Here is a 23,055-nt window from a genome sequence, read left to right as displayed (position 1 = left end):
TTACTCCTCCGTTACCTGAACCTTAAGGGTAGCCTTTACTTCAGTGTGTAGTTTTATACTTACTTGAAACACTCCCAAATGACGAATCGGCTCTCCTAGCTCAATCTTGCGCTTATCGATGGAAATGCTTTGAGTGGAAGCTAGCGTTTCAGCAATTTGTTTGCTCGTGATTGCGCCGAATAGACGGCCGCCTTCACCTGCTTTTGCTTTCATAGTCAGGGTAAGCTCATCTATCTTCTTGCCCAGTTGCTGAGCTTCTTCTTTTTCGTTATCTTTACGGCGTTGTTCAGCAGCTGCTTGATTCTCAAGCGTCTTCACATTGCCTTCCGTTGCCGGACGAACTAATCCACGTGGTAACAGGAAGTTCGAAGCATAACCTTCGGATACCTCTTTAACCTGACCTTTTTTACCTTGACCCTTAACATCTTTTATGAAAATGACCTTCATTCGAATAAACCCTCTTTCGATTCGATTTCAGCCAGCACTTGCAGCAGTCTGGCTTCTGCTTCTTTACATGTTCCTTCTAGCTGTACCGCGGCGTTCGATAGATGCCCACCACCACCCATTTTTTCCATCACGACCTGTACATTCATACGCCCAAGTGATCGAGCACTAATGCTTATCAGGCCGTCTGGTCGCTCACTAATGACAAATGAAGCGACTACGTTCGTCATCCCAAGTAATGTATCCGCAGTCTGAGCGATAAGTAGCTGTGGAATCTTCATACCTGGTGCCGTAACGACCAATGCGATTTGATCATAAATCATACGCGCATGTTTGATAATTTCGGCTTTTGAAATATACTCCTGTAAATCCTCTTTCAGCATACGCTGAATAAGAACGGTATCCGCACCATTTCGGCGCAGAAACCCTGCAGCTTCAAATGTACGTGAGCCTGTATGCAGTGCAAAGTGCTTCGTATCTACAGTAATTCCCGCTAAAAGCATTGTAGCATCCAATGGACTAATCTTTACCTTCTCATGGATATATTGAAGCAACTCTGTCACCAGCTCACAGGTCGATGAAGCATAAGGCTCTAAATAGACAAGTACAGCATCGTTGATGAACTCTTCACCTCTACGGTGATGATCCACCACCACAATTCTACTCGCATATTGCACAAGCCGCGGTTCCATTGTCATAGACGCCTTATGGGTATCTACAACAATAAGCAGTGTATGCTCCGTCATTACTTGTAAAGACTGCTCCGTTGTGATGAACGACTTAAACAATTCATCATCTTTCCGAATCTGCTCCATCATGTTCGTTATGGAAGGATTAGGAGTTTCCATCACAATGCTAGCCTCTACATTATACATCTGTGCGGCTCTCAGAAGGCCAATCGCAGCACCAACAGCATCGATATCTGGTGTCCGGTGGCCGAGGATCAGCACACGGTCGCTCTCCTGCATTAAATCACGCAGCGCATGCGCAATGACTCTTGCCCGCACTCGTGTACGCTTCTCCGCAGCATTACTCTTTCCACCGTAGAAAGACAACCTCTGGCCTGCTTTTACAGCAGCCTGATCTCCACCTCGGCCGAGCGCCATATCCAAACTGGATTGTGCTAAGGCACCTAGTTCGCTTGCAGAGTCCGCTCCAAATGCCATACCAATACTTAGTGTCATGGGCACTTTAAGGTCGGCCGTCATTTCCCTAATCTCATCGAGAATAACGAATCGACTTTCTTCCAGTGCTTGCAGACTACGATGATTAAGTAGCATTAGATAACGCTCAGACGACAGACGACGCAGATAAACATCAAACTGTTTACTCCATTCGGTGATCTCACTCGCTACCTTAGCGATCAGAGAAGTACGCTGTTGATCATCCATTCCTTGAGCAGATTCATCTAGATTATCCATCATCACTATGCCAATCGCCAGCTTCTCATCCTCATAACGTTCACGTAGCACCACAAGCTCAGTGATATCATACATGTAAAGAATACGTTCACTTGGAATAATGACAGCTTGATAAAATCGTTCATCCACAGTGAGCTCAAGGCGAGTGTCATGCAATACGCCATCTTTGTGAACATCCCTTTTTCCCGAGACATTCGTCGTAAAAAAAGACTGCATATCCGGCAGTAATTCCAGTAGCGGTTCCCCAACTAAAGACTTGCGCGCAAAAATATCACCAGCATAGCGGTTATTCCATTCTACTGTTCGATCTTCGCTAAACAGAATGATTCCGAGGGGCAGCATACTCACTGCTTCTCCCTCCACTCGCTTAATACGAAAAGTTAATCCATTAATATATTCCACCAGATTACGGCGGAACGAAATTTCCGTCTTCAGCATATAGAAGCATAATGTACCTGCCAGAAACAGGCTAACGACCCCAAGAGCCCAGTTATAAATACTAACAATTATAATAAGGGCCAACAGCAGCATGAACGCCCATACGGTATGATAGCCGTGCCAGCGTCTTTGCAGAAATTTAGGCATGAACTCTCACCCTATCGTTTCGATTTCGTCACATACTCCCGCAGTGGGAAAGCAAGATCAATAATACCGATAATGCGTAGCGGCGGCAGCAAAATGACCGGTATTGCTAGCAGAATGGCAACCATCTTGTTCCATTTGCGTTCATGCGCCAGGAAGAAGAAAAATCCAATCGCCTGAATCATAAAGCCAATTCGTAACAACGGCAGTAGATTGGCAGAAATCATGAGGATGTAATTATTCTCTGATCCTGAGAAGAAGAGCTGAAGAACCACACCAATCAAATAATACCAAATAAACGATCTCGAAAGTCTCCATTCACGAGCAGGCTTCATCTTAGGCACTGCATAATTCATACTGTTCAGAATCGGACGAACAATAGAATGCGTAATGACAGCTATCATAAAAGAGCTTACGATTAGAGTCATTGGGATCATTTGAACCGTCATATGACTTAGCTTGTTTACATCCTCAGTCGTAAATCCAAGATCAGTAAACAGTGGGTTAGCAGTACCAAGATCAGACAGAGGAGAGTTAACCATCTGCAGCACATCGTTCACATAGCTAGACAAATCAAAGTTAAATAACGCCGTACCGAGTAATAAGAGTAACAGGAATTCTCCAAGAATCGTAACCGTACCTGCAATCACGGTAGATACTGCTGAAGCATGTCTTTTATACCAACGTCCCATAACCAGAGCAGGTATTAAGAAATACGCCGCGATCAGCACATAAATAGGTGTAATCAGTCCAACAATCAGCAACACCGGCAATACGTGTAGAACGAATTGTTTGGTGTTCAGCGTAGTGAATAACACTACTGCCGGAACAATCATAAATAGGGTAGTGATGATGAGCAGTGGAGTCGTTAAACTAAGCAGCAAAAGTAAATATACTACGCTCCAAGCCACAGATGACCAGCGAAATTTCAACAGTATTCACCTCTTACGCATATGTTCTTCTAAAGCAGATATATCTTGATACCATTCTTCCAGTTGATGCCCTTCCTGCTTATGCTTTCTGAGCTTCTCGAGTAGCAAGTCATCTAATTGACGATAGGGAATCCCTAGTCTGCGGCCCAAAATATAAGAGCTCATAATCAAACTAGCCAGGCTGTCGCCCACACGGGTAGTACTGCCTTCCCATAACGCTTTAAATAACCGTGAAACTTGGTCAATCACTTCTGTTTTTAACCATTCAATTACCTTGGCGCGTTTAGCGACATCCAGATCCTTCGGCACATTGGACACGTCTCTCTACCTCCGGCAAAAAGCTTTATTCTCCATTATAGCATAAAAAATTCCGTGTCACACAAGGGCGCCCCGCACACCTTAAGTATGCTTCAACAAGGGATGAACTAGTACTTCTTACATTTTTAAAAAAGACCTGCTTTCCGTTATCGCCGGAAATACAGGCCTTGTTCCGATTGCTTCTATTACCGCGAATAAATTGGGCTATAATGACTCTTGAGATTGTTTTGATACAAATTTCTCACAATATTCTATGACTTGACTCCGGCGAACGATGCCAATAAACCGGTTCATATCATCGACTACAGGAACAAAGTTCTGTACCTTAGCCAAATTAATCAGATCTTCCATATCCGCATCAATCGAGACAGGTCTGTTATTCATCCTCAACGGCAAATCTTTAAGCAAGAATTTTGAAGCGTTCTCGAAAGTAACCTTGCCCTCGGATTCCTTCATATACCAGAGCAGATCACCCTCTGTAACCGTACCAGCGTATTCTCCATTTCGGTTCAGAATAGGGACAGCAGTATAACGGTGATACTCCATCCTCTCCAACGTTTGGCGTAGCGTTGAATCGATCGTTACGCAAGCGACTTCCTGTTTCGGAAGTAAAAAAAATGCAATATTCATCTCTTGATCCTCCTCAAAGAGTTCCGAAGGAATTACGGTTCTTTAACTTCCTTTTACTACCATGCAAAATTATTAATACGTGGCAGCTTAATAATCGTTCCAATACATTATAGCATGAAGACAGTAAGCAGCAGCCATAAGAATGTGAATGGCTGCTGCAATTAATTATATGAGTTTGAACTCCACTTTAGAATTATTGCGTAACTGCTGTTGATTTAGGCTCCAGTGCATTACTTGCTTTTCCCGGCTCAATTAGTTGATCTACAGGTGTTGCTGCACTCATCCAGTTGTCGATCATCGCCTTAGCTTCACTCAAATCCTCTTCATCAACGATATCATAGTAAACACCATCCATACGTTTACCTTCACCCATAACTGTGAAGCTTGAGATATCCATGCCTTTTCCGCCCATGAATTTTTTGGCTAGACTAATGATCATCGAAGGCTCTATATCGGTTTTAAAATTATCTCCCATAATATCCAGCAACTTCGGAATGTTGCCAATTTGACTGATCGATAACATTTTATTCGCTACAACATCAATAAAAACCTGTTGGCGTTTGGTACGGTTAAAGTCACTATCTTCACGATAACGCGTATAGTTCAATGCTTCTTGTCCGTTATAAAGCGACTTTCCAGCTTCAATTGTAAACTTTTCATGATCCTTACCCTTGTTCACAATGTCTTTCTTAATCGGCAGCGGAACGCCTCCAATAGCATCTACAGCATCCTTGAGTCCTTGGAAATTTATTGTCGCATAATATTGAATATCATGACCAAGCAGAGCTTCTAGAGAATCCTTGGCCATCTGTTGCCCCCCAAAAGCATAGGCATGTGTAATCTTATCCTTTTTATTATCCTTATGACCTATAATTTCCGTATACGTATCACGCGGAATAGAAATGAGCAGGATCTTATAGTCCTCAGGCCGAACAACAGCGTACATCATGGTATCTGAACGTGCCGTTTCATTATCACGTTGATCAGTACCTAGCAACATAATTGAGAACGGATCGCTCTTGTACACAACCGGTTCTGGCTTAACCTTATTATCATCCTTAAGCGGCTGGTAAGATTCTTCCTTTAGCTTAGTTTCAACCCGATCAGACAAAAAGAGGTCGAAGGCTAATACTGCCAGGGAATTACGAAACAGAAAGCCTCCCGCTATAATAACAACAAGAACAATGAGGGCGATATATCTTTTCTTTATTTTTTTCATCTTTGATTCCTTCATTTTTGATTCCTTCTTTATTGTAGAATAATTGCTTGCCATATATATAATGCTTCCTGAATCTTTATCAGGCAGTCATGACTTTATTTCTCACGGCGATCAACTGACCCTTATTCCATTATCTTATTGTCCCCCCTTTCAAGAAATTCAGGTCATTCAAAATTATAGAAAAAAAAGTTTTTTGCGGTTCTAAAATAATGTGGACTAAAACAATATTTCTATTGTAATCACTAAATGGATAAAAAGAAACCACAAATAACGACATGAATAGGGAAAAAGCACCAAACCAAGTAATAAATACTGGTATGGCGCTCCGACTTTAGTTCCTAATTCTGAGCGGATTCATCATATGTTTAACCCGATCTCCGGATTGTAAACCACGGAAAAATCCGTAATCAAATAATTTTGCTGCCCCTTCAAATCGGCTCTCATAAGTCTTTGCCCCCATAACGACTGCAATAAGCCTATGCCCATCCCGCTGAGCCGAGCCTGCAATACAGTATCCTGCCCGGTTATTATGTCCAGTCTTTAAACCATCTGTACCCTCATAAGCGTAAATGCCACCCATAGCTGGCAACATGAAATTGCTATTACTTACATATAGCCCCTTATTCTTCAAATGCATTTGTGTACGGCTGGAAATATTGAGAATATCCGGATGATGATAGATTAGTGCGGCAGCCAATTTAGCGGTATCACGAGCTGTCATCATAGTCTCACCGCTGATATGCATATTCGGATCAGTGAAACCAAGATCCTTACCTGATAGGCCCGTTGCATTAGTAAATATTGTACGAGAAGATAAGCCTAGACTATGTGCCTTGTCGTTCATCATGAGCACAAAAGAGGCTTCTGAACCAGCCATATACTCAGCCAATGCAACAGTAGCATCGTTGGCAGAATAAATAGTGACTCCTTCGAATAATTCTCTTATAGTATAGAATTCTCCCCGCTTCAATGAGAGACTTGTGCCGCCCATTTTACTTGCATAGGCACTAATTGGGACTCTATCCTCCCATCTAATCATTCCAGAGGAGATTTGATCCAGCACAATCATTTCTGTCATTAATTTAGATACACTGGCCGGTGGCATGGGTACATCACCATTAATATCCACCCAAATATCTCCGGTATCCATATCTAGAAGCACTGCTGATTCCGCGTCAATATTCGGTTTAAAACCAAGCCCAGTTGGCCTCCATACCGCAATTAAGACAACGACTAATACAGCTGCGATTGCCCCCACTACTATCCGTCTCTTCATCGTCGTCATCCTCCATACTATATATGACGAATGAAACTACAATTTGATTTCACTTTTCACAAAAAATTATTATTTTATTTTTCGTCCTCTTCCTTAATCCACCATTTATAAGGGTCAATAATCGTACTCATTGAATTCACGCGAACGCCCTGTAGGCGCTTATTTACTGGAACTATCGCTTTTCGTTCGGCAAAAAAGATCATAGGCACCTCTTCATTAACCAGCTTCTGCCACTCATAGTATATTTCTTTACGATAATCCATATCGTATGCCTTCATACTTACGCCTTCACGAATCAGCTCTTCATTCCGCTCGGAAGACCAACGGGGATAGTTCCATAGATCATTTTCTCTCCATAGACCTGTTGGATCGGGATCACTGGCTAGCCCCCATACTCCGTAAAATAGTTCGATAGACGGATCATCGGCTTCCACTGCGTCGTAGAAAGCATGAAATTCCTTTAATGCTCCACCGTTTAGCTGTACATCGAGTCCAACATCACGCCAATTTCTTAAAATGGCATTAGTACGTAGCTCTGCTGTTTGACTGCCTAGCATAGAATCAAAATGGATCATCAGCTTCTGGCCCTTTGGGTCTTCCCGTAATCCATCACCGTCTAGATCCAAGAACCCAGCAGCATCCAGCAGTTCCTTGGCCTTTGTAGGATTATATAGATAAGCATTAATCTCAGTATCAGGGATCTTCGCCCAGCTAGTGCTAGGTATTGGAGTCTCTACAGCCTCAGCTAGACCGTGGGAATATGCTTTGATGATCCCTTCACGATCTAAAGCATAATACATAGCTTGCCGTAATCTTTTGTCTTCAAATTTAGGGTTATCCATTACGATGGTCTCGGTTTCCGTATCCCAATGCCCGAATTTAAAACCTATATATTCATAGCCTAGCTCAGCAGTTTGCAGGATGTTAATGTTATCCAGTTCTTTTAGATCATCATAAGCATCCCGAGGGGCTGACTCTATGTCAATCTCTCCTGATTGAAAGCGTTCAGCCACTTCCTTATCGTCAAATGCCTTATACACTATCCCATCCAATAGCGCTTTGCCCTTGTAATATTGATCAAAACGTTTCATTTCTACCCTCTGGCCAGGCTGAATATGTTCAACCTCAAAAGGGCCAATACCTATAGGAGATTTTCGCATCTGGTCACTTTCAGGCATATCTTTAACAGCAATTCCAGTATAGTATTTTTTATTCATCGGATAGGGCCACAGACTATCGATGGTGTTTACCCGTGCAGCAGTTACAGTTATTTTCAAAGTATAAGGATCTATAACCTTCAATCCGGATATGCCCTTCGCTTCTCCCTCATGATAGGCCTCTGCACCCTGAATCATTTCAACACTATAATAATGCGAGCCCGTATAATCTGGACTAGCAATAGTTTCAATTGCGAATTTCCAATCCTCTACCGTTAATTCATCACCGTTATGCCAACGGATTCCCGGTTTAATTTTAAAGGTAAATACTTTATGATCATCAGATTCCTGCCAAGAGGCGATATTAGGAACCGTCACTAGTTCATCATTTACCTGAAACATCGGCTCAGTAATAAATTCCAGCACATGAAAATCATCTTCACCTTCATAAAAAGCAGGCTCAAACAAACCCGTAAATGGTGAGGAGAATCCGTAGGTAACTACTCCACCAGCTTGTGGCTTATCGTCTACTATATTATGGCGCGAAGATAATGGATTACTGCTAGAAGTTGTTCTACTACATGCTGACAATAGAGTTGCCATCACGAGCAGCGTTAACAACAACCTGCATATTTTCTTATTATTCATGTGTTTCTTCCCTTCTCTAGTTGAACGTATATCTACATTTAAGTTATGGAACATAAATATTTTTACTGTAACAAAGTTTTATGGTGGTTACAATAACTTCTAAGCCCTAGGCCTTTACTCCTGCTTGAAATTCACTTATTTCGTTATATCTATAAAAAAAGACCTGTCTCGTGGACAGATCTTCATTGAATCTATTCTTCATCTCTGTGCGTAATCGTTAAACCCTCAACATGTTTACGCTGCATCAGCTTGCGCTTTTTACGTGTATCCTTACTCTCAAAAATAATATCAAAGTCATATTCCTCCGGGTATAGCTCTTCTTTTGAAAGATAGGGCTTCAACCGCTTATGGTTAATTTTCATTTTTTGTTTCTGGATCATCACCCCAACCATTCCTAAATGATCTCTCTTCTCATATACGATCCCTGTCCGGCCGAGTGACGTTACCACGACTGCATCTCCAATTTCAAATTGAATCAGCTTCTCCTTGCTGCGGTCAGATGGAGTAGCCTCTTCTTCTGCATTGCCATGTTCCTCTACTGGAAGTGCATCATATTCCTGTTCTCCATCTTTGCTGAAAAGATTTCCCCATGCCTCTCCGCTGCCTTTCTGTAGCCTTTGTTGCTGCGCCTCTACGATTTCCCATGATCTCTTAATAACGTTATCCTGTATCCCCAGCTTTTTAGCGATCTGCAGAGCGTAACTTTCCCCCGCTTCTCCAATCGTCAATCGATACAAAGGCTGTAGCGTTTCTTTATCAAATTCCATTCGCGCATTTTGAAAGCCCGTCGTTGCGGCTGCAAAGGCTTTTAGCTCATTAAAATGTGTAGTAACAATAATATTCGCCCCTTTACGGCTCAGCTCTTCCAGAATCGCGATAGAGAGCGCAATGCCCTCCCCGGGATCCGTACCAGCCGCCAGCTCGTCAATGAGCAGCAGCACCCCCTTAGATGCATCTCTCAGCATTCCCTCAATACTCTTCATTTGCGCCGAGAATGTGCTGAGTGATTGTGCCAGACTTTGTCCGTCGCCAATTACACTGATTACATCCGTAAAAATAGTGAATTCGCTACCCTCCTCGACCGGAATCAACAGCCCCGATTGAGCCATGATCGTCAGCAGCCCTAGTGTCTTAAGGACCACAGTTTTACCACCTGTATTTGGGCCTGTAATGATGAGGGATTTATACCCCTTACCAACCTCCAGATTGATCGGAATCATCCCCTTCAGCATGGGATGCCTGCCTCCATTCATCTTTAGAAAGCCTTTCGCATTCAGCGTAACAGAAGATGCCCCCAGCGTTCGTGCATATTTAGCTTTAGCAAAAATAAAATCATACGTGCCCGTAGCCTCAATATTAAGGTGCAGGGCAGCCTGTTCCTGTTCTACCAAGCTAGTCAGCATGCTGAGGATTACGGCTTCTTCTCGCGCCTCTTCACCCAAAAGTAAATCAAGTTCAATTTGGAGAGCAGCGATCTCGTCTGGTTCAATAAACACCGTCTGTCCACTTGTGGATTGATCAAGCACCGATCCTTTTATTTGTTTATGATATTCCCGTTTTACGGGGATAACGTAACGGCCACCTCGCTGACTATAAATATTCTCCTGCAAAATCGATTGATGGCGTGACATAATTCCGTCGATTTTTTTATGAAGACGTTCTTTAGCCACTACAATCCGTTTTCGAACTCGCTCTAACCCCTTGCTTGCTCCATCATCAATCGCACCAAAACGGATACAACGATCAATAGCCTCCCTCACGTGATTTAACTCCATCAACGAGGATGCATATGCAGCAATCCGCGGAGCGCTCTGTTCTTTAGAGGCCATATATTTGCGCAGTTGACTACAGCTCTTAAGAAATGTAGCAACCGCAGTGAAATCTTGCTCACTGTACAAATATCCAGTCCCCATTAATGACATGATCCACTCAATGCCTTCTAATGAAGGAATGGGTACACTCGATCCTCGTTCCAGCAGTTCTTTAGCTTCAGAAGTTTCCTCCATTGCTCTTTGAATCGTCGGCAAATAGGTCATTGGCATAAGCTCTTCTACAGCTTTTTTTCCTACATAAGATACTGCGTGGCGCCCAAGCTCTGTTTTAATGATTTCGTATTCCAGCATGTTTAGACTTTGTAAATTCACAGCAAATCCTCCTTCAAATCTCTATTGGTTTGGACCTAATTCTCCATAACGCAAAGAAGGGCAAAGAATGCCACTATGGCAGTCCTTGCCCTTCTTTTTATACTGATGCCCTCTATCGTCCTAAGGCCCCGAAATGAGAACAGGTGCCGAAAAACAAAAAAACCGTGCAATAAGAGCACGGTTAATTACAAAGAGAACAACAGCCGTAAAGAGGCCATTTGACGCTTCGTGTGTTCTTAACTAAATCATCCACCCGTAAGGAACAACAGACTGCTGCGTAATACGAACTCAAATAGAGCACGTAATCGCCTCATGACGAGCCTGCTAAAGCCTTCCTAATCAAGTGTTATGAAATTGCTAGTTAAGAACGGTCACCGACATCAAAATTTCCCCTTTAGTTATAGGATAGCTGTAATTTAACATAATAAAGTGCCAACGTCAAACGATTCAACGCCCAAATAATTCGATTTCATGCTTACCCTACTATTAATACTTCCTTTTCTGCATACAAAAAAAGCAGCCGGTTTCCCGACTGCTTTTATAAAACGTCCTATTCCGTTGTGTAAGGAAGCAACGCGATTTGACGCGAGCGTTTTACAGCAATGGTAAGAGCGCGTTGGTATTTTGCACTTGTACCTGTTACACGACGTGGCAAAATCTTTCCACGTTCGCTGATGAACTTCTTAAGAAGTTCGGTATCTTTATAATCAATGTGAGTAATCTTGTTCACAGTGAAAAAGCAAACTTTTTTACGCTTGTTGCGTCCACCACGACGTGCTGGTCTTTTGTCGTTGTCAGCGCCTTCTCTTGGTTTAAAAGCCATATTCTTTTCAGTCCTTCCTAATTAAAATGGCAAATCATCATCCGATATATCAATCGGTTTACCATCGCCCGAAAAAGGATCTTGAGTATTGTTGTTACGCGAGAAATTATTGTTGTTATTTCCGCGTCCAGCGTTACCACCGCCACCATATGCTGGCTCTTCAGGCATACTACTTGCACCACTTGAAGTATTTCCACCTTCACGGCTCTGTGAAGATTCCAGGAAACGAACATTATCAGCAATAACTTCAGTTACGTATACACGTTTGCCTTCGTTATTCTCATAATTCCGCACTTGGATGCGTCCTTCCACTGCTGTCAGACGACCTTTGCGCAAGTAATTGGCACAGGTTTCTGCTAGCTGTCTCCAGGTTACAACCGGGATGAAGTCTGCCTCACGTTCACCGTTCTGGCCCGTAAAGTTACGATCTACGGCTAGCGTAAATTGCGTTACGGCAACACCAGCGGGAGTATAACGAAGTTCCGGGTCACGGGTCAACCGTCCGATCAAAATGATACGGTTCAACAATTCTGGTCCCCTCCTTTAGAGCGATTCATTACAAAGCTTGTCAAGATCTTAAGCAACGTCGTTCGTAATGAGATAACGAATAACTTCGTCAGAAATCTTCATAAGACGTTCTAATTCAGTAACTACTGCAGGTTCTGCATTGAAGTTAACCAAAACATAAACGCCATCACGGAATTTCTTGATCTCATACGCAAGACGGCGTTTACCTTGCACTTCGTGCTTTGTAATTTCCCCGCCATTGGAGATGATGCCTTGGAATTTATCGACTGCTGCTTGAACGGCTTCTTGTTCAATGTCAGGACGAATAATGTACATCACTTCATATTTGCGCATAATTTTCACCTCCTTATGGTCTGAGGCCCCTAATCACGTCAGGAGCAAGGAACGAGCACAAACATAGACTCGCACCTGATTAATATACCAAAATGAACAGCAGAGTGCAAGCAATATTAATACAGGACAACTCCTCCCCCTCTTTTTACATGAAAAAATCACTACCTGCGCACAATAATTACGAATTCATCTACACTAAAAAAGGAGGAATAATGATGGGTGAGAAAACGGAATATGAAGAAGGCGACAAGGCCCCCAATCCAGGCATGTACACAGAGGTAGGCGAAGCCCGAAGCTTCCACACTGAGATTTCGAATCCACAGCACATTAAAATGGAAAAAGGGGACACCTTCCCTGAGACCACCAACAAAAATCGAAAGTGGAAAAAGGTTGAAAAAGCACGGGTCCACTAATTCAAAAATATTTTAAAAATAAATGTGTATAAAAAGCCCGACATTACACATACTATACTCAGGCAGTACAAAAGAGAGGTGTGGTTCCGTTGGCCGTCGTAGACGAACACAATCACAGGAGATCTGATTCAGCATCTATTGTAAGCTGGGAAGAGTAGTGGGTTATTGCCTTAAAAAAGCATTAGCCTCAGCAACGCCTAAATCACTTTAGTCGCTATAAACAGAGAAATTCCAAACATCATTGATGTACTGCCTCCTGAAGAAGGACCCGAAAGGGCCCTTCTTTTTGCGTTATATATTATCCTGTATATCGGCTACTATAGACACAAAAAAACCTCCGTTACAGGAACGAAGGATTCATTAAATGTTATATATGCTGAAGTGGCGGAGAGGGTGGGATTCGAACCCACGCACGCTTTGACACGCCTAACTGATTTCGAGTCAGCCCCCTTGGGCCTCTTGGGTACCTCTCCGCAGCAAAAATAATTGTATCATGCAGACATGCCATTTGCAAGCTTAATTATTGTCTGTATTTTCCTCCGCAGAGCGCAGTACCTTCTTCATATTCTTCTCGAATTTAGCACGGGGAATCAGAACACTATGCTGACAGCCTGTACATTTAATTCGGATATCCATCCCCATGCGAATGATTTCCATCTCATTAGATCCACAAGGATGCTGCTTCTTCATTTGCACTATATCCCCAAGCTGAAAAACTTTACGTTCCACTATTCTTCCCCCTCTTCTCCTTCTTGTGTAGCTGCGATTTGCCGTCTTGATCCAGTGCTTGCCGACCCTGTAACTTCTAGTGCATGTTCTGTTTTTGCAAGATCTATTTGAGCCTTCGCCTCTGCCTCTGCCTTCTTACGTGCTTCTTCTTCAGCTTGAGCCAGTTCCAGCATGCTCTGTTTCTCTAATGCCTGCTTTATGTCGTTTTGAATTTGTCTCTCCGCTGCATCTCTTGCATTAGGAGCACAGCTGGCAGCTATACGAATCACATATTCCGAGGTACTCATGGACTGTATTCCGAGCACATTAGGGTAAGCAAGCACATTGAAGTTACGCTGTTCTATTCCTTTTAGCGCCTCGCCAATTAATCCTAACGTGACTTCCAAGCTTCGCTCCATTTTAACAGGAACATCAACTACAGCCAATGCATTGGAAAGAGAATAGTTCGTCACATTCGTAATTAGTCCATTAGGGATAATAAATACTTCTCCGGTTGCACTTAACAGTCTTGTTGTTCGCAATCCGATTAATTCTACAGTCCCTTTATAAGTACCTGTCTGAATTACATCACCAACCGCAAATTGGTCCTCCAAAATAATAAAGAACCCTGTAATAACATCCTTCACCAGACTTTGTGCTCCAAAACCTACTGCCAGACCAAGTACACCTGCTCCGGCCAACAAGGGTGCTAAATCGAAGTGGAACTCTGAAAGAACGAGCATGATCATCACAAAATTACAGATAACCGTTACTACATTTTTCATCAATTCCCCTACCGTAGTAAACCTTCGTGTGTTAGACAGAATTCTGCCACCCGTTTTACGTTCAAGCGAACGATCAATAATATTAGAAACAATCTTAATAATAACCCTAGTTAAGAGAAAAATAATAAGAATTCGTAGTCCTGAGAATAAGACATTGGCCCACATATCAGCATCGGTAAACCAATTCCACACCTTATCTTTAAAACGCAAGGCATCTTTTACAGCATCACCGGGAGTAGTAGCCTCTAATATCCACCTATTCATATTGTATAGTCCTCCCTACCTCTCAATCAGTATGTAGTTCTCGTTGTGTTTTCCGTAGATACCGCGTATTTCGATATTCTGTTCCGTTACTATCCTTTGTACCTCTTCCAGTGCACTTTGATAAAACTGAATCGATATCGCGCATCCTGCCGTGATCTCTTTCGGGGTTGGAAATATATCAATTTCAATTTCCGCATACTCAAGCAGCATTTCAGCACGAAGCGCCTGCTGGGTAGAGTCAAACGCGATCAACATCTCCTCCTGCATATACGTTACGCCTCCCGTAGGTTTATCGTCCTATCTCTTGCCGCTGTAGTATAAAACCCCTCTTCTATCCATATACTAGATACCATCAAATAGAATCAGCTTCAGAAAGGAAGATGGTATGAATTTTTCATCGAAAGCTACATCAGCGCAAGAAACGTCCTGTTTAAAAATATCACATACCGATCCCGATATCTATTCTGCTATTACCCACCGACTACTGTTTCACTTTGCACGTACACGCCCGGAAACACAGATTGTCGTCATTTGTGTAGGTACGGACCGATCCACAGGAGATTCTCTTGGCCCTCTTGTTGGCACTGCATTGTCACGTTTTCATAGTCCGCTGTTTCATTTATATGGAACTCTTGAGGAGCCTGTCCATGCTGTTAACCTTGAGGAAACTCTATCCCTAATCAACGAAAGATATAGTAACCCCTTTATCATCGGTATAGATGCTTGTTTAGGTCACTCTACTAGTGTAGGATGCATCCAAGTCGTTGAAGGGCCTTTGAGACCAGGTGCTGGCGTAAATAAACAATTGCCGCCGGTAGGTGATATCCATTTGACGGGAATCGTTAATGTCGGCGGCTTTATGGAGTATTTTGTATTACAGAACACGCGATTAAGTTTAGTTATGCGATTATCTGATATTATAGCTACGAGTCTATATTCTGCCTTAAAGCAATGGAATCTTCATGCTAGGTCCGCTGCAACGCGAGAGTAACTACTTCTTTTTCTTCAGGTGATAAGACATATTGTGATTCGCCATTCTGCATAGGTTTAGAGTAAATGTAAGAATTCTCACGATTATGAAGACTGGTTAATACAATACCACTACTGTTGTCATCCAGTATAGCGACTGAGAAACTCAGATCATTGCCACGTTCACCAAAGGCATTATAACGCTTCAGCGCAATATTGGACTTCATGCCACGCATTCTAGTTTGAGTTGCTTCTAATACGTTTTTTTGCTCACGTTGTTCTTCTTCCAGCATGTCGCTTTGGTTCTTCAGATCAATTAGAAGGCCTTCCAGATCCTCCACACCGCTCCCAGCCATCATGGCCTCATATTTACGCCGCATAGCACGCAGCTTAGCCCCCTGGGCGATCACAGTGATTATCAGCACTAACATAATTACTGTAAAACCAAACACAAACCACTGCAACTGCTCACTAATTAATTGATTTAATTCAGACATGAATGGACCATCCTTTTTATTCATCTGCTGCGGGCATTGCCATATAACTCATCCATAGCAGCCAGCATTCTGCTTATATTATGCTCTGTCGTATCTACACCTACACTCGCCCGAACAGCACCACTCTCTAGCGTGTCAACCGCCTTATGTGCCAAAGGGGTACAATGCATACCCGCTCTGACCGCTATTTTATAATCACGATCTAGACGGTGAGCAATATTCGCCGATTCTTCTCCATCTACCACAAAAGATACAATGCCAGTTCTCGGAGCCCCTAGAGAGGGTCCTAATATTCTAATGCCTGGGATGTTGGACAACCCTTCCATTAGCTTTTGAGTTAATGTCCATTCACTCTCATGGATAACGTTCGTCCCTAAAGATTGTACCTTTTGAACACCTGCTAGTAAACCGGCAATCCCTACCGTATTTTGCGTCCCCGCTTCATACCGATCTGGACGAACAGAGGGCTGTTCACTATTTTCAGATTGACTACCTGTCCCTCCATGCATTAAGGGTTCAAGATCCAAATTAGGTGATATATAAAGTCCGCCAGTTCCTTGTGGTCCAAGCAGCCCTTTATGCCCCGGAAATGCCAATAAGTCTATATTCATTTTTTTAACATCAATATCAAGTGAGCCTGCACTTTGAGCTGCATCCAATAGAAACACAGCACCATGCGATTTAACGATATCACCAATATCACCGATAGGGAGTATACTTCCTAGTAAATTGGAGCTGTGATTGCAGATCACCATTTTGGTATTCGGCTGGAAAGCATTTTTGAGTTCTTTTAAATCCAATTGCCCTTCACGATCCACTTTTAGATAGTCAACTTTTATCCCAAGTGTCTTACGCAAGTATTCCAGCGGCCGTCTCACAGAATTGTGTTCTGTCATCGTTGAAATCACGTGATCTCCCGCTTTAAGCGTCCCTCTGATCGCCATATTCAAACTCATCGTAGTATTATGGGTAAAAGCTATATCTTGCGCATTAGATACACCGAACAATCCCGCCAGCACACTCCGCGTCCTTACTAACACTCGACCGCTTCCTATCGCTAGCGAGTAATTACCTCTACCAGCATTTGCTCCTGACTGCAGAGCATTCATCATCGCAGATGCAACCTCTGGTGGTTTCGGCCACGAAGTAGCTGCATGATCCAGATATACGAAGTCTTCCATAACCTCGCTCCTCGTCTATTACCCTTTTTTAATCAACTTATTCAAAAAAACATACCCCTAATTATCCGATTAAGGATATCTCAGGATATGTTCTTGGCATAGATACCCATTTAGTTACCCAATAATTCCAACAATCTTTCTAAATCCTGAGCACTGTAGTAATTCAGTTCAATCTTCCCTTTTTCCTTACCCTGTTTAATTTTCACCGTTGTTTTAAAACGTTCACGCAATACTTCCTCTACATTATCAATATAGGGATCACGTTTAACAACTTTGACCTTAACTCCATTAGTAGGTTTTCGGTCCAAGTTCTTCACTGTTTCTTCTAGTTCTCTTACACTCCACTGTTGTTCCACGCATTGTTCGGCCAGTTGTTTAATTACTTCTGGATCCTTTAAAGCAACAATTGCCCGCGCATGCCCCATTGACATTGTTCCACGTGAAACATATTCTTTTACTTCTTCAGGTAAAGAAAGCAATCTCAGGAAGTTGGCGATATGAGATCTGGACTTTCCTACCTTAAGCGAGAGTTCTTCCTGCGTGAGTGAAAACTGATCCATTAAGCCTTGGTAAGCCACTGCAATTTCCATTGCATTTAGGTTCTCACGTTGCAAGTTCTCGATTAATGCAATCTCCATGACTTGCTGATCACTAAGATTTCTAACGACTGCTGGAATTGTAGCTTTGCCACAATACTGCGAGGCACGGAATCTGCGTTCGCCGGCAATGATCTCATACCCCTTCAATACGCTACGAACAATGATCGGCTGAATCACGCCATGTTGTCTGATCGATTCTGCTAGTTCTTGAATGGCCTCTTCATTAAAGTCTTTGCGCGGTTGATATGGATTAGCCCGAAGTTGAGCTAAAGGGATCTCAACTACCTTGTCATCTTCATTAATTGATAAAGATGGAATTAGCGCATCCAGACCTTTTCCTAATCGTTTACTCATAAGAAATCACTTCCTTTGCCAACTCTAAATACACTTCCGCTCCTTTAGAGCGAGGATCATAAGTAATAATGGATTGTCCATGTGACGGCGCTTCACTTAACCGGACATTCCGAGGGATAATCGTTCGATATACTTTTTCTTGGAAATACTTCTTAACCTCTTCTATCACTTGAATTCCCAGATTGGTCCGGGCATCAAGCATAGTCAATAATACTCCCTCTATCTTCAGATGCGGGTTGAGATTTTTTTGCACCAGACGAACGGTGTTTAAGAGCTGACTCAAACCCTCAAGCGCATAATATTCACACTGGATCGGGATGATTACCGAATCCGCTGCAGTAAGGGAATTGATTGTTAAAATGCCAAGTGAAGGAGGACAATCGATGATAATATAATCATAATTGTTTTTAACCGCATTCAGCGCCTTTTTTAGCTTTAGCTCTCTGGAAATCGTCGATACTAACTCGATTTCCGCACCCGCTAATTGAATGGTCGCCGGAATGATATGCAGTCCTTCATTTTGAGTTTCCAGTATGGTTTCTAGAGGATTTACCTCATTTATAAGAATGTCATATATACAATTCGCCACGTCCGCCTTGTTGACGCCAACGCCGCTAGTAGTGTTACCTTGAGGATCGATATCAACTAGAAGCACTCTTTTTCCTAATGTAGCCATACCGGCACCTAGGTTCACGGAGGTTGTTGTTTTACCGACACCGCCTTTTTGATTTGCTATGGCAATAATCTTGGACACTTATTTCACCTCGAATAGTTAGGAAGAATCTTCTCGTAGATCGCAAGTACAAATGTTCCTGACGCTGAGATAGCGTCACACTTTATGAAGAATATAGACAACTATTATATACTGGAACTTTAAATTACAGGCCTGGCCAACACATCCCGGTTCTAGCCACACCAAAGGCGGCCAATCACCTCAAGGCCGCCTTTAGCTTTTGAAACAATTTATCTTTTGGGGATTTGGATTACAATCTCGTAATGGTCACCACGGTCATTTTCTGACGTTTTGATTTCCATCCCTGAGCCTGACACCATATCAATAGATTGACGAATTGTATTAAGAGCTAGACGAACATCCTTGGTATAGGAGACCCGCTTTGATTTTTTAGTTTGTGAGACTTGTTTGTAGAAAGCAATACGAGCTTCTGTTTGTTTAACATTTAAGCCTTTTGAAATGATTTCTGCCAACACTTTCAGTTGCATCTCCACACTATCGAGTGATAATAATGAACGTGCATGTCTTTCAGAAATCTGACGCTCCATTAACGCCGTCTTAACCTCTTCAGGTAAATTAAGTAAGCGAATTTTATTAGCTATGGTAGACTGACTTTTACCTAGTCGTTGTGCTAAGCTTTCTTGCGTCAATTGATGAAGATCAATTAACTTTTGATAAGCAACAGCTTCCTCAATAGAGGTCAAGCCCTCACGCTGTAAGTTTTCTATAAGCGCAATAGATGCGGCTTGTGAATCATTGAATTCACGAACAATGGCTGGAATCGTCTCTAAACCAAGCTTTTTGACCGCACGCCAGCGTCGTTCACCTGCGATGATCTCGTACACGGAATCTCGCATGCGTACAACTATGGGTTGAATGACCCCATGAGTTTTAATCGTCTGGCACAACTCATCGATCTTGTCGTCATCGAATATCGTCCGTGGTTGGTAAGGACTGCTAATGACCTCATGAACTGGTATTTGTTTAATTTCTTCTCCGCTGCTCCGCTCGGTAAATCCAAATAGCTTGGTAAATTGTTCTTTCATTCCGTTCATAACCACCTAATTTCGTTATAGTACGATCTTCTTGACCTTCTTCTCGGAAAGCGTATCGTACAGCAATAAAAAACATTCTGATATTATGAAATGGCCTGCAGCTATCAGGCATCATAATCTCTCCTTCTTTCGAACAAGAGTACAGAGAAGGAGTTATATACAAAATTAAAAGTCTACTATGCTATTCTATCACTTTTCTCTACATAATCATATTCTCCGTAAAGACCTATTTTTCCTGCATTTTCATAATGATAGCCGCTTAATAAACATATCAAATTAGTTTATCTTTTAATTAACGTTCATTTAAGATCGTTATCGCAATTCCACTCAAAAAAGGTCATCCTCTAAAAAGAAGATGACCTTAAATATATTTGCCAATCTATAATGTTTCACGTGAAACATTATTTGATAAGTGGTGTTTTGGCAGGAATCCCCGCTTTTCGTGGGTACTTAGCAGGAGTGGCACCTGTCTTACGAATAATGACAATATGTCGCGCCGACTCTTCCACAGGCAAGCTGAACGACTCTACTTTACCAAGTTGAGCACGAAGCTCTTTTAAGCTGTACTTCGCCTCACTTAATTCTTCTGATGGATCGCTTCCCTTCATGGCAGCGAAAACTCCATCCTTACGTGTGAAAGGAAGACAAAACTCATTCAACAAGGATAATCTTGCCACCGCACGCGCAGTCACCAAATCATAGGCGTCACGATGCTTGAATTGCCGGGCAATATCCTCCGCACGCCCATGAATCAATTGCACATCAGTTAATTTCAACGTAGTACAGACATGCTGCAGAAAAGAGATTCTTTTACTTAATGAATCAATGATCGTAAGTTTCAAATGTGGAAAACAAATCTTAAGCGGAATACCTGGAAACCCGGCTCCCGAACCGATATCTGCCAAATTGTTTATCTCATTGATATTAAGGAAAAAGGCTAGAGAGATCGAATCATAAAAATGTTTCGTGTAAACCTGCTCACGCTCTGTTATTCCAGTGAGATTCATTTTTTCATTCCAGGATACGAGTTCCTTATAGTAAAGATCGAATTGCTCCAATTGTTCTGCTGTAAGTGTAATGCCTCTTTCTTGTAAAAGCTGTGTGAATTGAACTTCCGTATTATCCATAGATTATCCTTTCGCCGCGGTTACCCGGTTGTAATGCTCGAGATATACGAGGAGAATAGAAATGTCGGCAGGTGTGACTCCCGCAATCCGAGAGGCCTGCCCGATAGAGATTGGACGGATCTTAGTCAGCTTCTGCCGTGCTTCCATCGCTAATCCATGGATTTCATTATAATTAATGTCATCTGGAATTTTCTTCTTTTCCATCTTTTGCAGGCGCTCCACATGTTGAAGCTGTTTTTCAATATAACCGGCATATTTAATTTGGATTTCAACTTGTTCCTTCATTTCTGCATCGAGCAGCTCCGGTGATGGAGAGACTTGATCTACGAAGCTATATACAAGCTCTGGACGACGCATCAGAACAAGCAAATTGCTGCCGTCTACAATAGGTGCCGATTCATATTGTGCTAGTACATGATTTACCTCAACAGGTTTAACCTTTGTCTCTTGCAGACGAACAATTTCACGCTCCACCCGTTCTTTTTTATCCGTGAAGTTATCAAATCGTTCCTTTGTGATCAAACCAATATCGTAACCAATAGGTGTAAGTCTTAGATCTGCATTGTCATGGCGAAGCAATAACCGATATTCTGCACGTGAAGTAAGCAGACGGTAAGGTTCATTAGTGCCTTTAGTCACCAGATCATCAATGAGCACACCAATGTATCCCTGTGAACGATCTAAGATTACGGGTTCTTTATCTTGCACTTTGCGCGCTGCATTAATTCCAGCCATTACACCTTGTCCAGCGGCTTCTTCATAACCGGAAGTACCATTGATTTGTCCAGCAGTGAAAAGACCTGGTAGACGTTTAGTTTCAAGAGATGGCCATAGCTGTGTAGGAACCATTGCATCATATTCAATAGCATAGCCGTTACGCATCATCTCTACCTTTTCCATACCAGGGATGGAACGCAGAATCGCTAGCTGTACATCCTCAGGAAGACTAGTCGACAGACCTTGTACATAGTATTCCGATGTATTTTTTCCTTCTGGCTCTAAAAAGATCTGATGCTTAGATTTATCACTAAATCTTACTACTTTATCTTCAATAGATGGGCAATAACGTGGACCTGTTCCTTCAATAATACCCGTAAACATCGGCGCACGATGAAGGTTGTCATTAATAATCTGATGAGTAACCTCAGAGGTATAAGTTAACCAACAAGGAAGCTGTTCATTGTTCGATGATTTCGTTTCAAACGAAAAGAATTTAGGCTCATCGTCGCCGGGTTGAATTTCTGTCTTCGAGAAATCGATCGTATCGCGATGTACACGTGGAGGTGTACCTGTCTTAAAACGCACCAATTCAAAACCAAGCTCCCGCAAATTCTCAGATAGCTTCACTGATGGCTGTTGATTGTTAGGTCCACTCTCATATGTCAGTTCACCCATGATCACCTTACCACGCAGGTAAGTACCTGTAGTCAGGATAACAGTCTTACTATGGTATTCCGTTCCTGTCTTCGTAACTACACCTGCACAACGTCCATCCTCAACGATTAAACGCTCAACCATCCCTTGACGAAGCGTCAAATTAGGCGTTTTCTCCATCGTTTCCTTCATTGTATGTTGGTACAAGAACTTATCAGCTTGTGCACGCAATGCATGCACCGCAGGTCCCTTCCCTGTGTTAAGCATACGAAGCTGAATAAAAGTCTTATCTATATTACGGCCCATTTCTCCGCCTAGCGCATCAATCTCACGCACCACATGTCCTTTGGCAGGTCCGCCTATGGACGGATTGCAGGGCATGAATGCAACCATATCCAGGTTAATTGTGATCATCAACGTGCTGCAGCCCATTCGTGCTGACGCTAGAGCTGCTTCGCAACCGGCATGACCGGCGCCAATGACGATTACGTCATAGTTGCCTCCATCATAACTCATGTCCTGTTTCCCCCTAAATGTTATA

24 protein-coding genes and 1 tRNA gene are annotated in these 23,055 nt (G+C 42.6%); 2 read left to right on the top strand and 23 right to left on the bottom strand.

The window, feature by feature from the left end; genetic code table 11:
- From rplI to rpsF, 12 genes are all read right to left on the bottom strand, one after another.
- Window positions 1–447, bottom strand: coding sequence for a 50S ribosomal protein L9 (rplI, locus tag NSQ29_RS27575; RefSeq protein ID WP_042193036.1), 447 nt, complete (start codon window positions 445–447; stop codon window positions 1–3).
- On the bottom strand, window positions 444–2,450 hold the full coding sequence (locus NSQ29_RS27570; RefSeq protein WP_339244144.1) for a DHH family phosphoesterase: 2,007 nt from the start codon (window positions 2,448–2,450) through the stop codon (window positions 444–446). The genes rplI and NSQ29_RS27570 overlap by 4 nt, the downstream gene beginning before the upstream one ends.
- An 11-nt stretch (window positions 2,451–2,461) precedes the next feature.
- Window positions 2,462–3,379, bottom strand: coding sequence for a DUF2232 domain-containing protein (locus tag NSQ29_RS27565; RefSeq protein ID WP_149644935.1), 918 nt, complete (start codon window positions 3,377–3,379; stop codon window positions 2,462–2,464).
- Window positions 3,380–3,385: 6 nt separating this feature from the next.
- Window positions 3,386–3,688, bottom strand: a complete 303-nt coding sequence (locus NSQ29_RS27560; RefSeq protein WP_170880353.1) for a MazG-like family protein — start codon at window positions 3,686–3,688, stop codon at window positions 3,386–3,388.
- 213 nt (window positions 3,689–3,901) lie between these two features.
- Window positions 3,902–4,327 (bottom strand): CBS domain-containing protein, encoded by a 426-nt coding sequence (locus NSQ29_RS27555; RefSeq protein WP_042193039.1) that lies wholly within the window; start codon window positions 4,325–4,327, stop codon window positions 3,902–3,904.
- 193 nt (window positions 4,328–4,520) lie between these two features.
- A complete protein-coding gene (locus NSQ29_RS27550) occupies window positions 4,521–5,561 on the bottom strand; it encodes an LCP family protein (RefSeq protein ID WP_179085792.1) in 1,041 nt (346 codons plus the stop codon).
- A gap of 316 nt (window positions 5,562–5,877) precedes the next feature.
- A complete protein-coding gene (locus NSQ29_RS27545; RefSeq protein WP_339244147.1) occupies window positions 5,878–6,822 on the bottom strand; it encodes a D-alanyl-D-alanine carboxypeptidase family protein in 945 nt (314 codons plus the stop codon).
- A 74-nt stretch (window positions 6,823–6,896) separates the two neighbouring features.
- A complete protein-coding gene (opp4A, locus tag NSQ29_RS27540; RefSeq protein ID WP_341126518.1) occupies window positions 6,897–8,627 on the bottom strand; it encodes an oligopeptide ABC transporter substrate-binding protein in 1,731 nt (576 codons plus the stop codon).
- 191 nt (window positions 8,628–8,818) lie between these two features.
- Entirely contained in the window at window positions 8,819–10,771 is a 1,953-nt protein-coding gene (locus tag NSQ29_RS27535) for an endonuclease MutS2 (RefSeq protein WP_341126517.1), read from the bottom strand.
- Window positions 10,772–11,321: 550 nt separating this feature from the next.
- Window positions 11,322–11,594 carry a 30S ribosomal protein S18 gene (rpsR, locus tag NSQ29_RS27530; RefSeq protein ID WP_036651767.1) on the bottom strand — a complete coding sequence of 91 codons (273 nt, stop codon included), beginning with the start codon at window positions 11,592–11,594 and terminating at the stop codon, window positions 11,322–11,324.
- A 21-nt stretch (window positions 11,595–11,615) separates the two neighbouring features.
- On the bottom strand, window positions 11,616–12,122 hold the full coding sequence (ssb, locus tag NSQ29_RS27525) for a single-stranded DNA-binding protein (RefSeq protein ID WP_036677780.1): 507 nt from the start codon (window positions 12,120–12,122) through the stop codon (window positions 11,616–11,618).
- A gap of 48 nt (window positions 12,123–12,170) precedes the next feature.
- Entirely contained in the window at window positions 12,171–12,455 is a 285-nt protein-coding gene (gene rpsF, locus NSQ29_RS27520; protein WP_036677776.1) for a 30S ribosomal protein S6, read from the bottom strand.
- A 215-nt stretch (window positions 12,456–12,670) separates the two neighbouring features.
- Here rpsF and NSQ29_RS27515 point away from each other — a divergent pair, with 215 nt between their 5' ends.
- Complete coding sequence (locus NSQ29_RS27515; protein ID WP_042131720.1) at window positions 12,671–12,868, top strand: YjzC family protein; 198 nt, start codon at window positions 12,671–12,673, stop codon at window positions 12,866–12,868.
- A gap of 382 nt (window positions 12,869–13,250) precedes the next feature.
- Here the strand turns inward: NSQ29_RS27515 and NSQ29_RS27510 are convergent.
- From NSQ29_RS27510 to NSQ29_RS27495, 4 genes are all read right to left on the bottom strand, one after another.
- Window positions 13,251–13,341, bottom strand: a tRNA-Ser gene (locus tag NSQ29_RS27510).
- 43 nt (window positions 13,342–13,384) lie between these two features.
- Window positions 13,385–13,597 (bottom strand): DUF951 domain-containing protein, encoded by a 213-nt coding sequence (locus NSQ29_RS27505; protein WP_042193044.1) that lies wholly within the window; start codon window positions 13,595–13,597, stop codon window positions 13,385–13,387.
- Complete coding sequence (locus NSQ29_RS27500) at window positions 13,597–14,625, bottom strand: mechanosensitive ion channel domain-containing protein (protein ID WP_339244153.1); 1,029 nt, start codon at window positions 14,623–14,625, stop codon at window positions 13,597–13,599. Before NSQ29_RS27500 ends, NSQ29_RS27505 begins: the two co-directional genes overlap by 1 nt.
- A 15-nt stretch (window positions 14,626–14,640) precedes the next feature.
- Complete coding sequence (locus NSQ29_RS27495; protein ID WP_042193047.1) at window positions 14,641–14,892, bottom strand: DUF3343 domain-containing protein; 252 nt, start codon at window positions 14,890–14,892, stop codon at window positions 14,641–14,643.
- Between the two features lie 118 nt (window positions 14,893–15,010).
- Here NSQ29_RS27495 and yyaC point away from each other — a divergent pair, with 118 nt between their 5' ends.
- Window positions 15,011–15,616, top strand: a complete 606-nt coding sequence (gene yyaC, locus NSQ29_RS27490) for a spore protease YyaC (protein ID WP_042131724.1) — start codon at window positions 15,011–15,013, stop codon at window positions 15,614–15,616.
- Here the strand turns inward: yyaC and NSQ29_RS27485 are convergent.
- From NSQ29_RS27485 to mnmG, 7 genes are all read right to left on the bottom strand, one after another.
- Complete coding sequence (locus NSQ29_RS27485) at window positions 15,591–16,091, bottom strand: DUF4446 family protein (RefSeq protein WP_339799579.1); 501 nt, start codon at window positions 16,089–16,091, stop codon at window positions 15,591–15,593. The two genes, yyaC and NSQ29_RS27485, sit on opposite strands and share 26 nt — an antisense overlap.
- A 20-nt stretch (window positions 16,092–16,111) precedes the next feature.
- On the bottom strand, window positions 16,112–17,272 hold the full coding sequence (locus NSQ29_RS27480; RefSeq protein WP_341126516.1) for an aminotransferase class V-fold PLP-dependent enzyme: 1,161 nt from the start codon (window positions 17,270–17,272) through the stop codon (window positions 16,112–16,114).
- A gap of 110 nt (window positions 17,273–17,382) precedes the next feature.
- Window positions 17,383–18,225: a ParB/RepB/Spo0J family partition protein gene (locus tag NSQ29_RS27475; RefSeq protein ID WP_042193054.1), complete on the bottom strand. Its 843-nt coding sequence runs from the start codon at window positions 18,223–18,225 to the stop codon at window positions 17,383–17,385.
- Window positions 18,218–18,979: a ParA family protein gene (locus NSQ29_RS27470; protein WP_042131728.1), complete on the bottom strand. Its 762-nt coding sequence runs from the start codon at window positions 18,977–18,979 to the stop codon at window positions 18,218–18,220. The genes NSQ29_RS27475 and NSQ29_RS27470 overlap by 8 nt, the downstream gene beginning before the upstream one ends.
- 209 nt (window positions 18,980–19,188) lie before the next feature.
- On the bottom strand, window positions 19,189–20,004 hold the full coding sequence (noc, locus tag NSQ29_RS27465; RefSeq protein ID WP_076285062.1) for a nucleoid occlusion protein: 816 nt from the start codon (window positions 20,002–20,004) through the stop codon (window positions 19,189–19,191).
- 410 nt (window positions 20,005–20,414) lie between these two features.
- On the bottom strand, window positions 20,415–21,140 hold the full coding sequence (gene rsmG, locus NSQ29_RS27460; RefSeq protein WP_339268038.1) for a 16S rRNA (guanine(527)-N(7))-methyltransferase RsmG: 726 nt from the start codon (window positions 21,138–21,140) through the stop codon (window positions 20,415–20,417).
- 3 nt (window positions 21,141–21,143) lie between these two features.
- On the bottom strand, window positions 21,144–23,030 hold the full coding sequence (mnmG, locus tag NSQ29_RS27455; RefSeq protein ID WP_339268040.1) for a tRNA uridine-5-carboxymethylaminomethyl(34) synthesis enzyme MnmG: 1,887 nt from the start codon (window positions 23,028–23,030) through the stop codon (window positions 21,144–21,146).
- Window positions 23,031–23,055: the final 25 nt, after the last annotated feature.

Origin of the sequence: Paenibacillus sp. FSL F4-0236, from assembly GCF_038000135.1 — a bacterium.
In the GTDB taxonomy this organism is placed as follows: Bacteria; Bacillota; Bacilli; order Paenibacillales; family Paenibacillaceae; genus Paenibacillus_AQ.
The sequence above is the reverse complement of the archived record's forward strand: the minus strand, read 5'-3'. Positions and strand labels throughout refer to the sequence as shown.

Excerpts from the sequence above, each read along its gene's own strand:
- rplI (WP_042193036.1), bottom strand. The coding sequence starts at position 447 with ATGAAGGTCATTTTCATAAAAGATGTTAAGGGTCAAGGTAAAAAAGGT.
- NSQ29_RS27570 (WP_339244144.1), bottom strand. The coding sequence starts at position 2,450 with ATGCCTAAATTTCTGCAAAGACGCTGGCACGGCTATCATACCGTATGG.
- NSQ29_RS27555 (WP_042193039.1), bottom strand. The coding sequence starts at position 4,327 with ATGAATATTGCATTTTTTTTACTTCCGAAACAGGAAGTCGCTTGCGTA.
- NSQ29_RS27550 (WP_179085792.1), bottom strand. The coding sequence starts at position 5,561 with ATGAAGGAATCAAAGATGAAAAAAATAAAGAAAAGATATATCGCCCTC.
- NSQ29_RS27545 (WP_339244147.1), bottom strand. The coding sequence starts at position 6,822 with ATGAAGAGACGGATAGTAGTGGGGGCAATCGCAGCTGTATTAGTCGTT.
- opp4A (WP_341126518.1), bottom strand. The coding sequence starts at position 8,627 with ATGAATAATAAGAAAATATGCAGGTTGTTGTTAACGCTGCTCGTGATG.
- rpsR (WP_036651767.1), bottom strand. The coding sequence starts at position 11,594 with ATGGCTTTTAAACCAAGAGAAGGCGCTGACAACGACAAAAGACCAGCA.
- rpsF (WP_036677776.1), bottom strand. The coding sequence starts at position 12,455 with ATGCGCAAATATGAAGTGATGTACATTATTCGTCCTGACATTGAACAA.
- NSQ29_RS27515 (WP_042131720.1), top strand. The coding sequence starts at position 12,671 with ATGGGTGAGAAAACGGAATATGAAGAAGGCGACAAGGCCCCCAATCCA.
- NSQ29_RS27500 (WP_339244153.1), bottom strand. The coding sequence starts at position 14,625 with ATGAATAGGTGGATATTAGAGGCTACTACTCCCGGTGATGCTGTAAAA.
- NSQ29_RS27495 (WP_042193047.1), bottom strand. The coding sequence starts at position 14,892 with ATGCAGGAGGAGATGTTGATCGCGTTTGACTCTACCCAGCAGGCGCTT.
- yyaC (WP_042131724.1), top strand. The coding sequence starts at position 15,011 with ATGAATTTTTCATCGAAAGCTACATCAGCGCAAGAAACGTCCTGTTTA.
- NSQ29_RS27485 (WP_339799579.1), bottom strand. The coding sequence starts at position 16,091 with ATGTCTGAATTAAATCAATTAATTAGTGAGCAGTTGCAGTGGTTTGTG.
- NSQ29_RS27480 (WP_341126516.1), bottom strand. The coding sequence starts at position 17,272 with ATGGAAGACTTCGTATATCTGGATCATGCAGCTACTTCGTGGCCGAAA.
- NSQ29_RS27475 (WP_042193054.1), bottom strand. The coding sequence starts at position 18,225 with ATGAGTAAACGATTAGGAAAAGGTCTGGATGCGCTAATTCCATCTTTA.
- noc (WP_076285062.1), bottom strand. The coding sequence starts at position 20,004 with ATGAAAGAACAATTTACCAAGCTATTTGGATTTACCGAGCGGAGCAGC.
- rsmG (WP_339268038.1), bottom strand. The coding sequence starts at position 21,140 with ATGGATAATACGGAAGTTCAATTCACACAGCTTTTACAAGAAAGAGGC.
- mnmG (WP_339268040.1), bottom strand. The coding sequence starts at position 23,030 with ATGAGTTATGATGGAGGCAACTATGACGTAATCGTCATTGGCGCCGGT.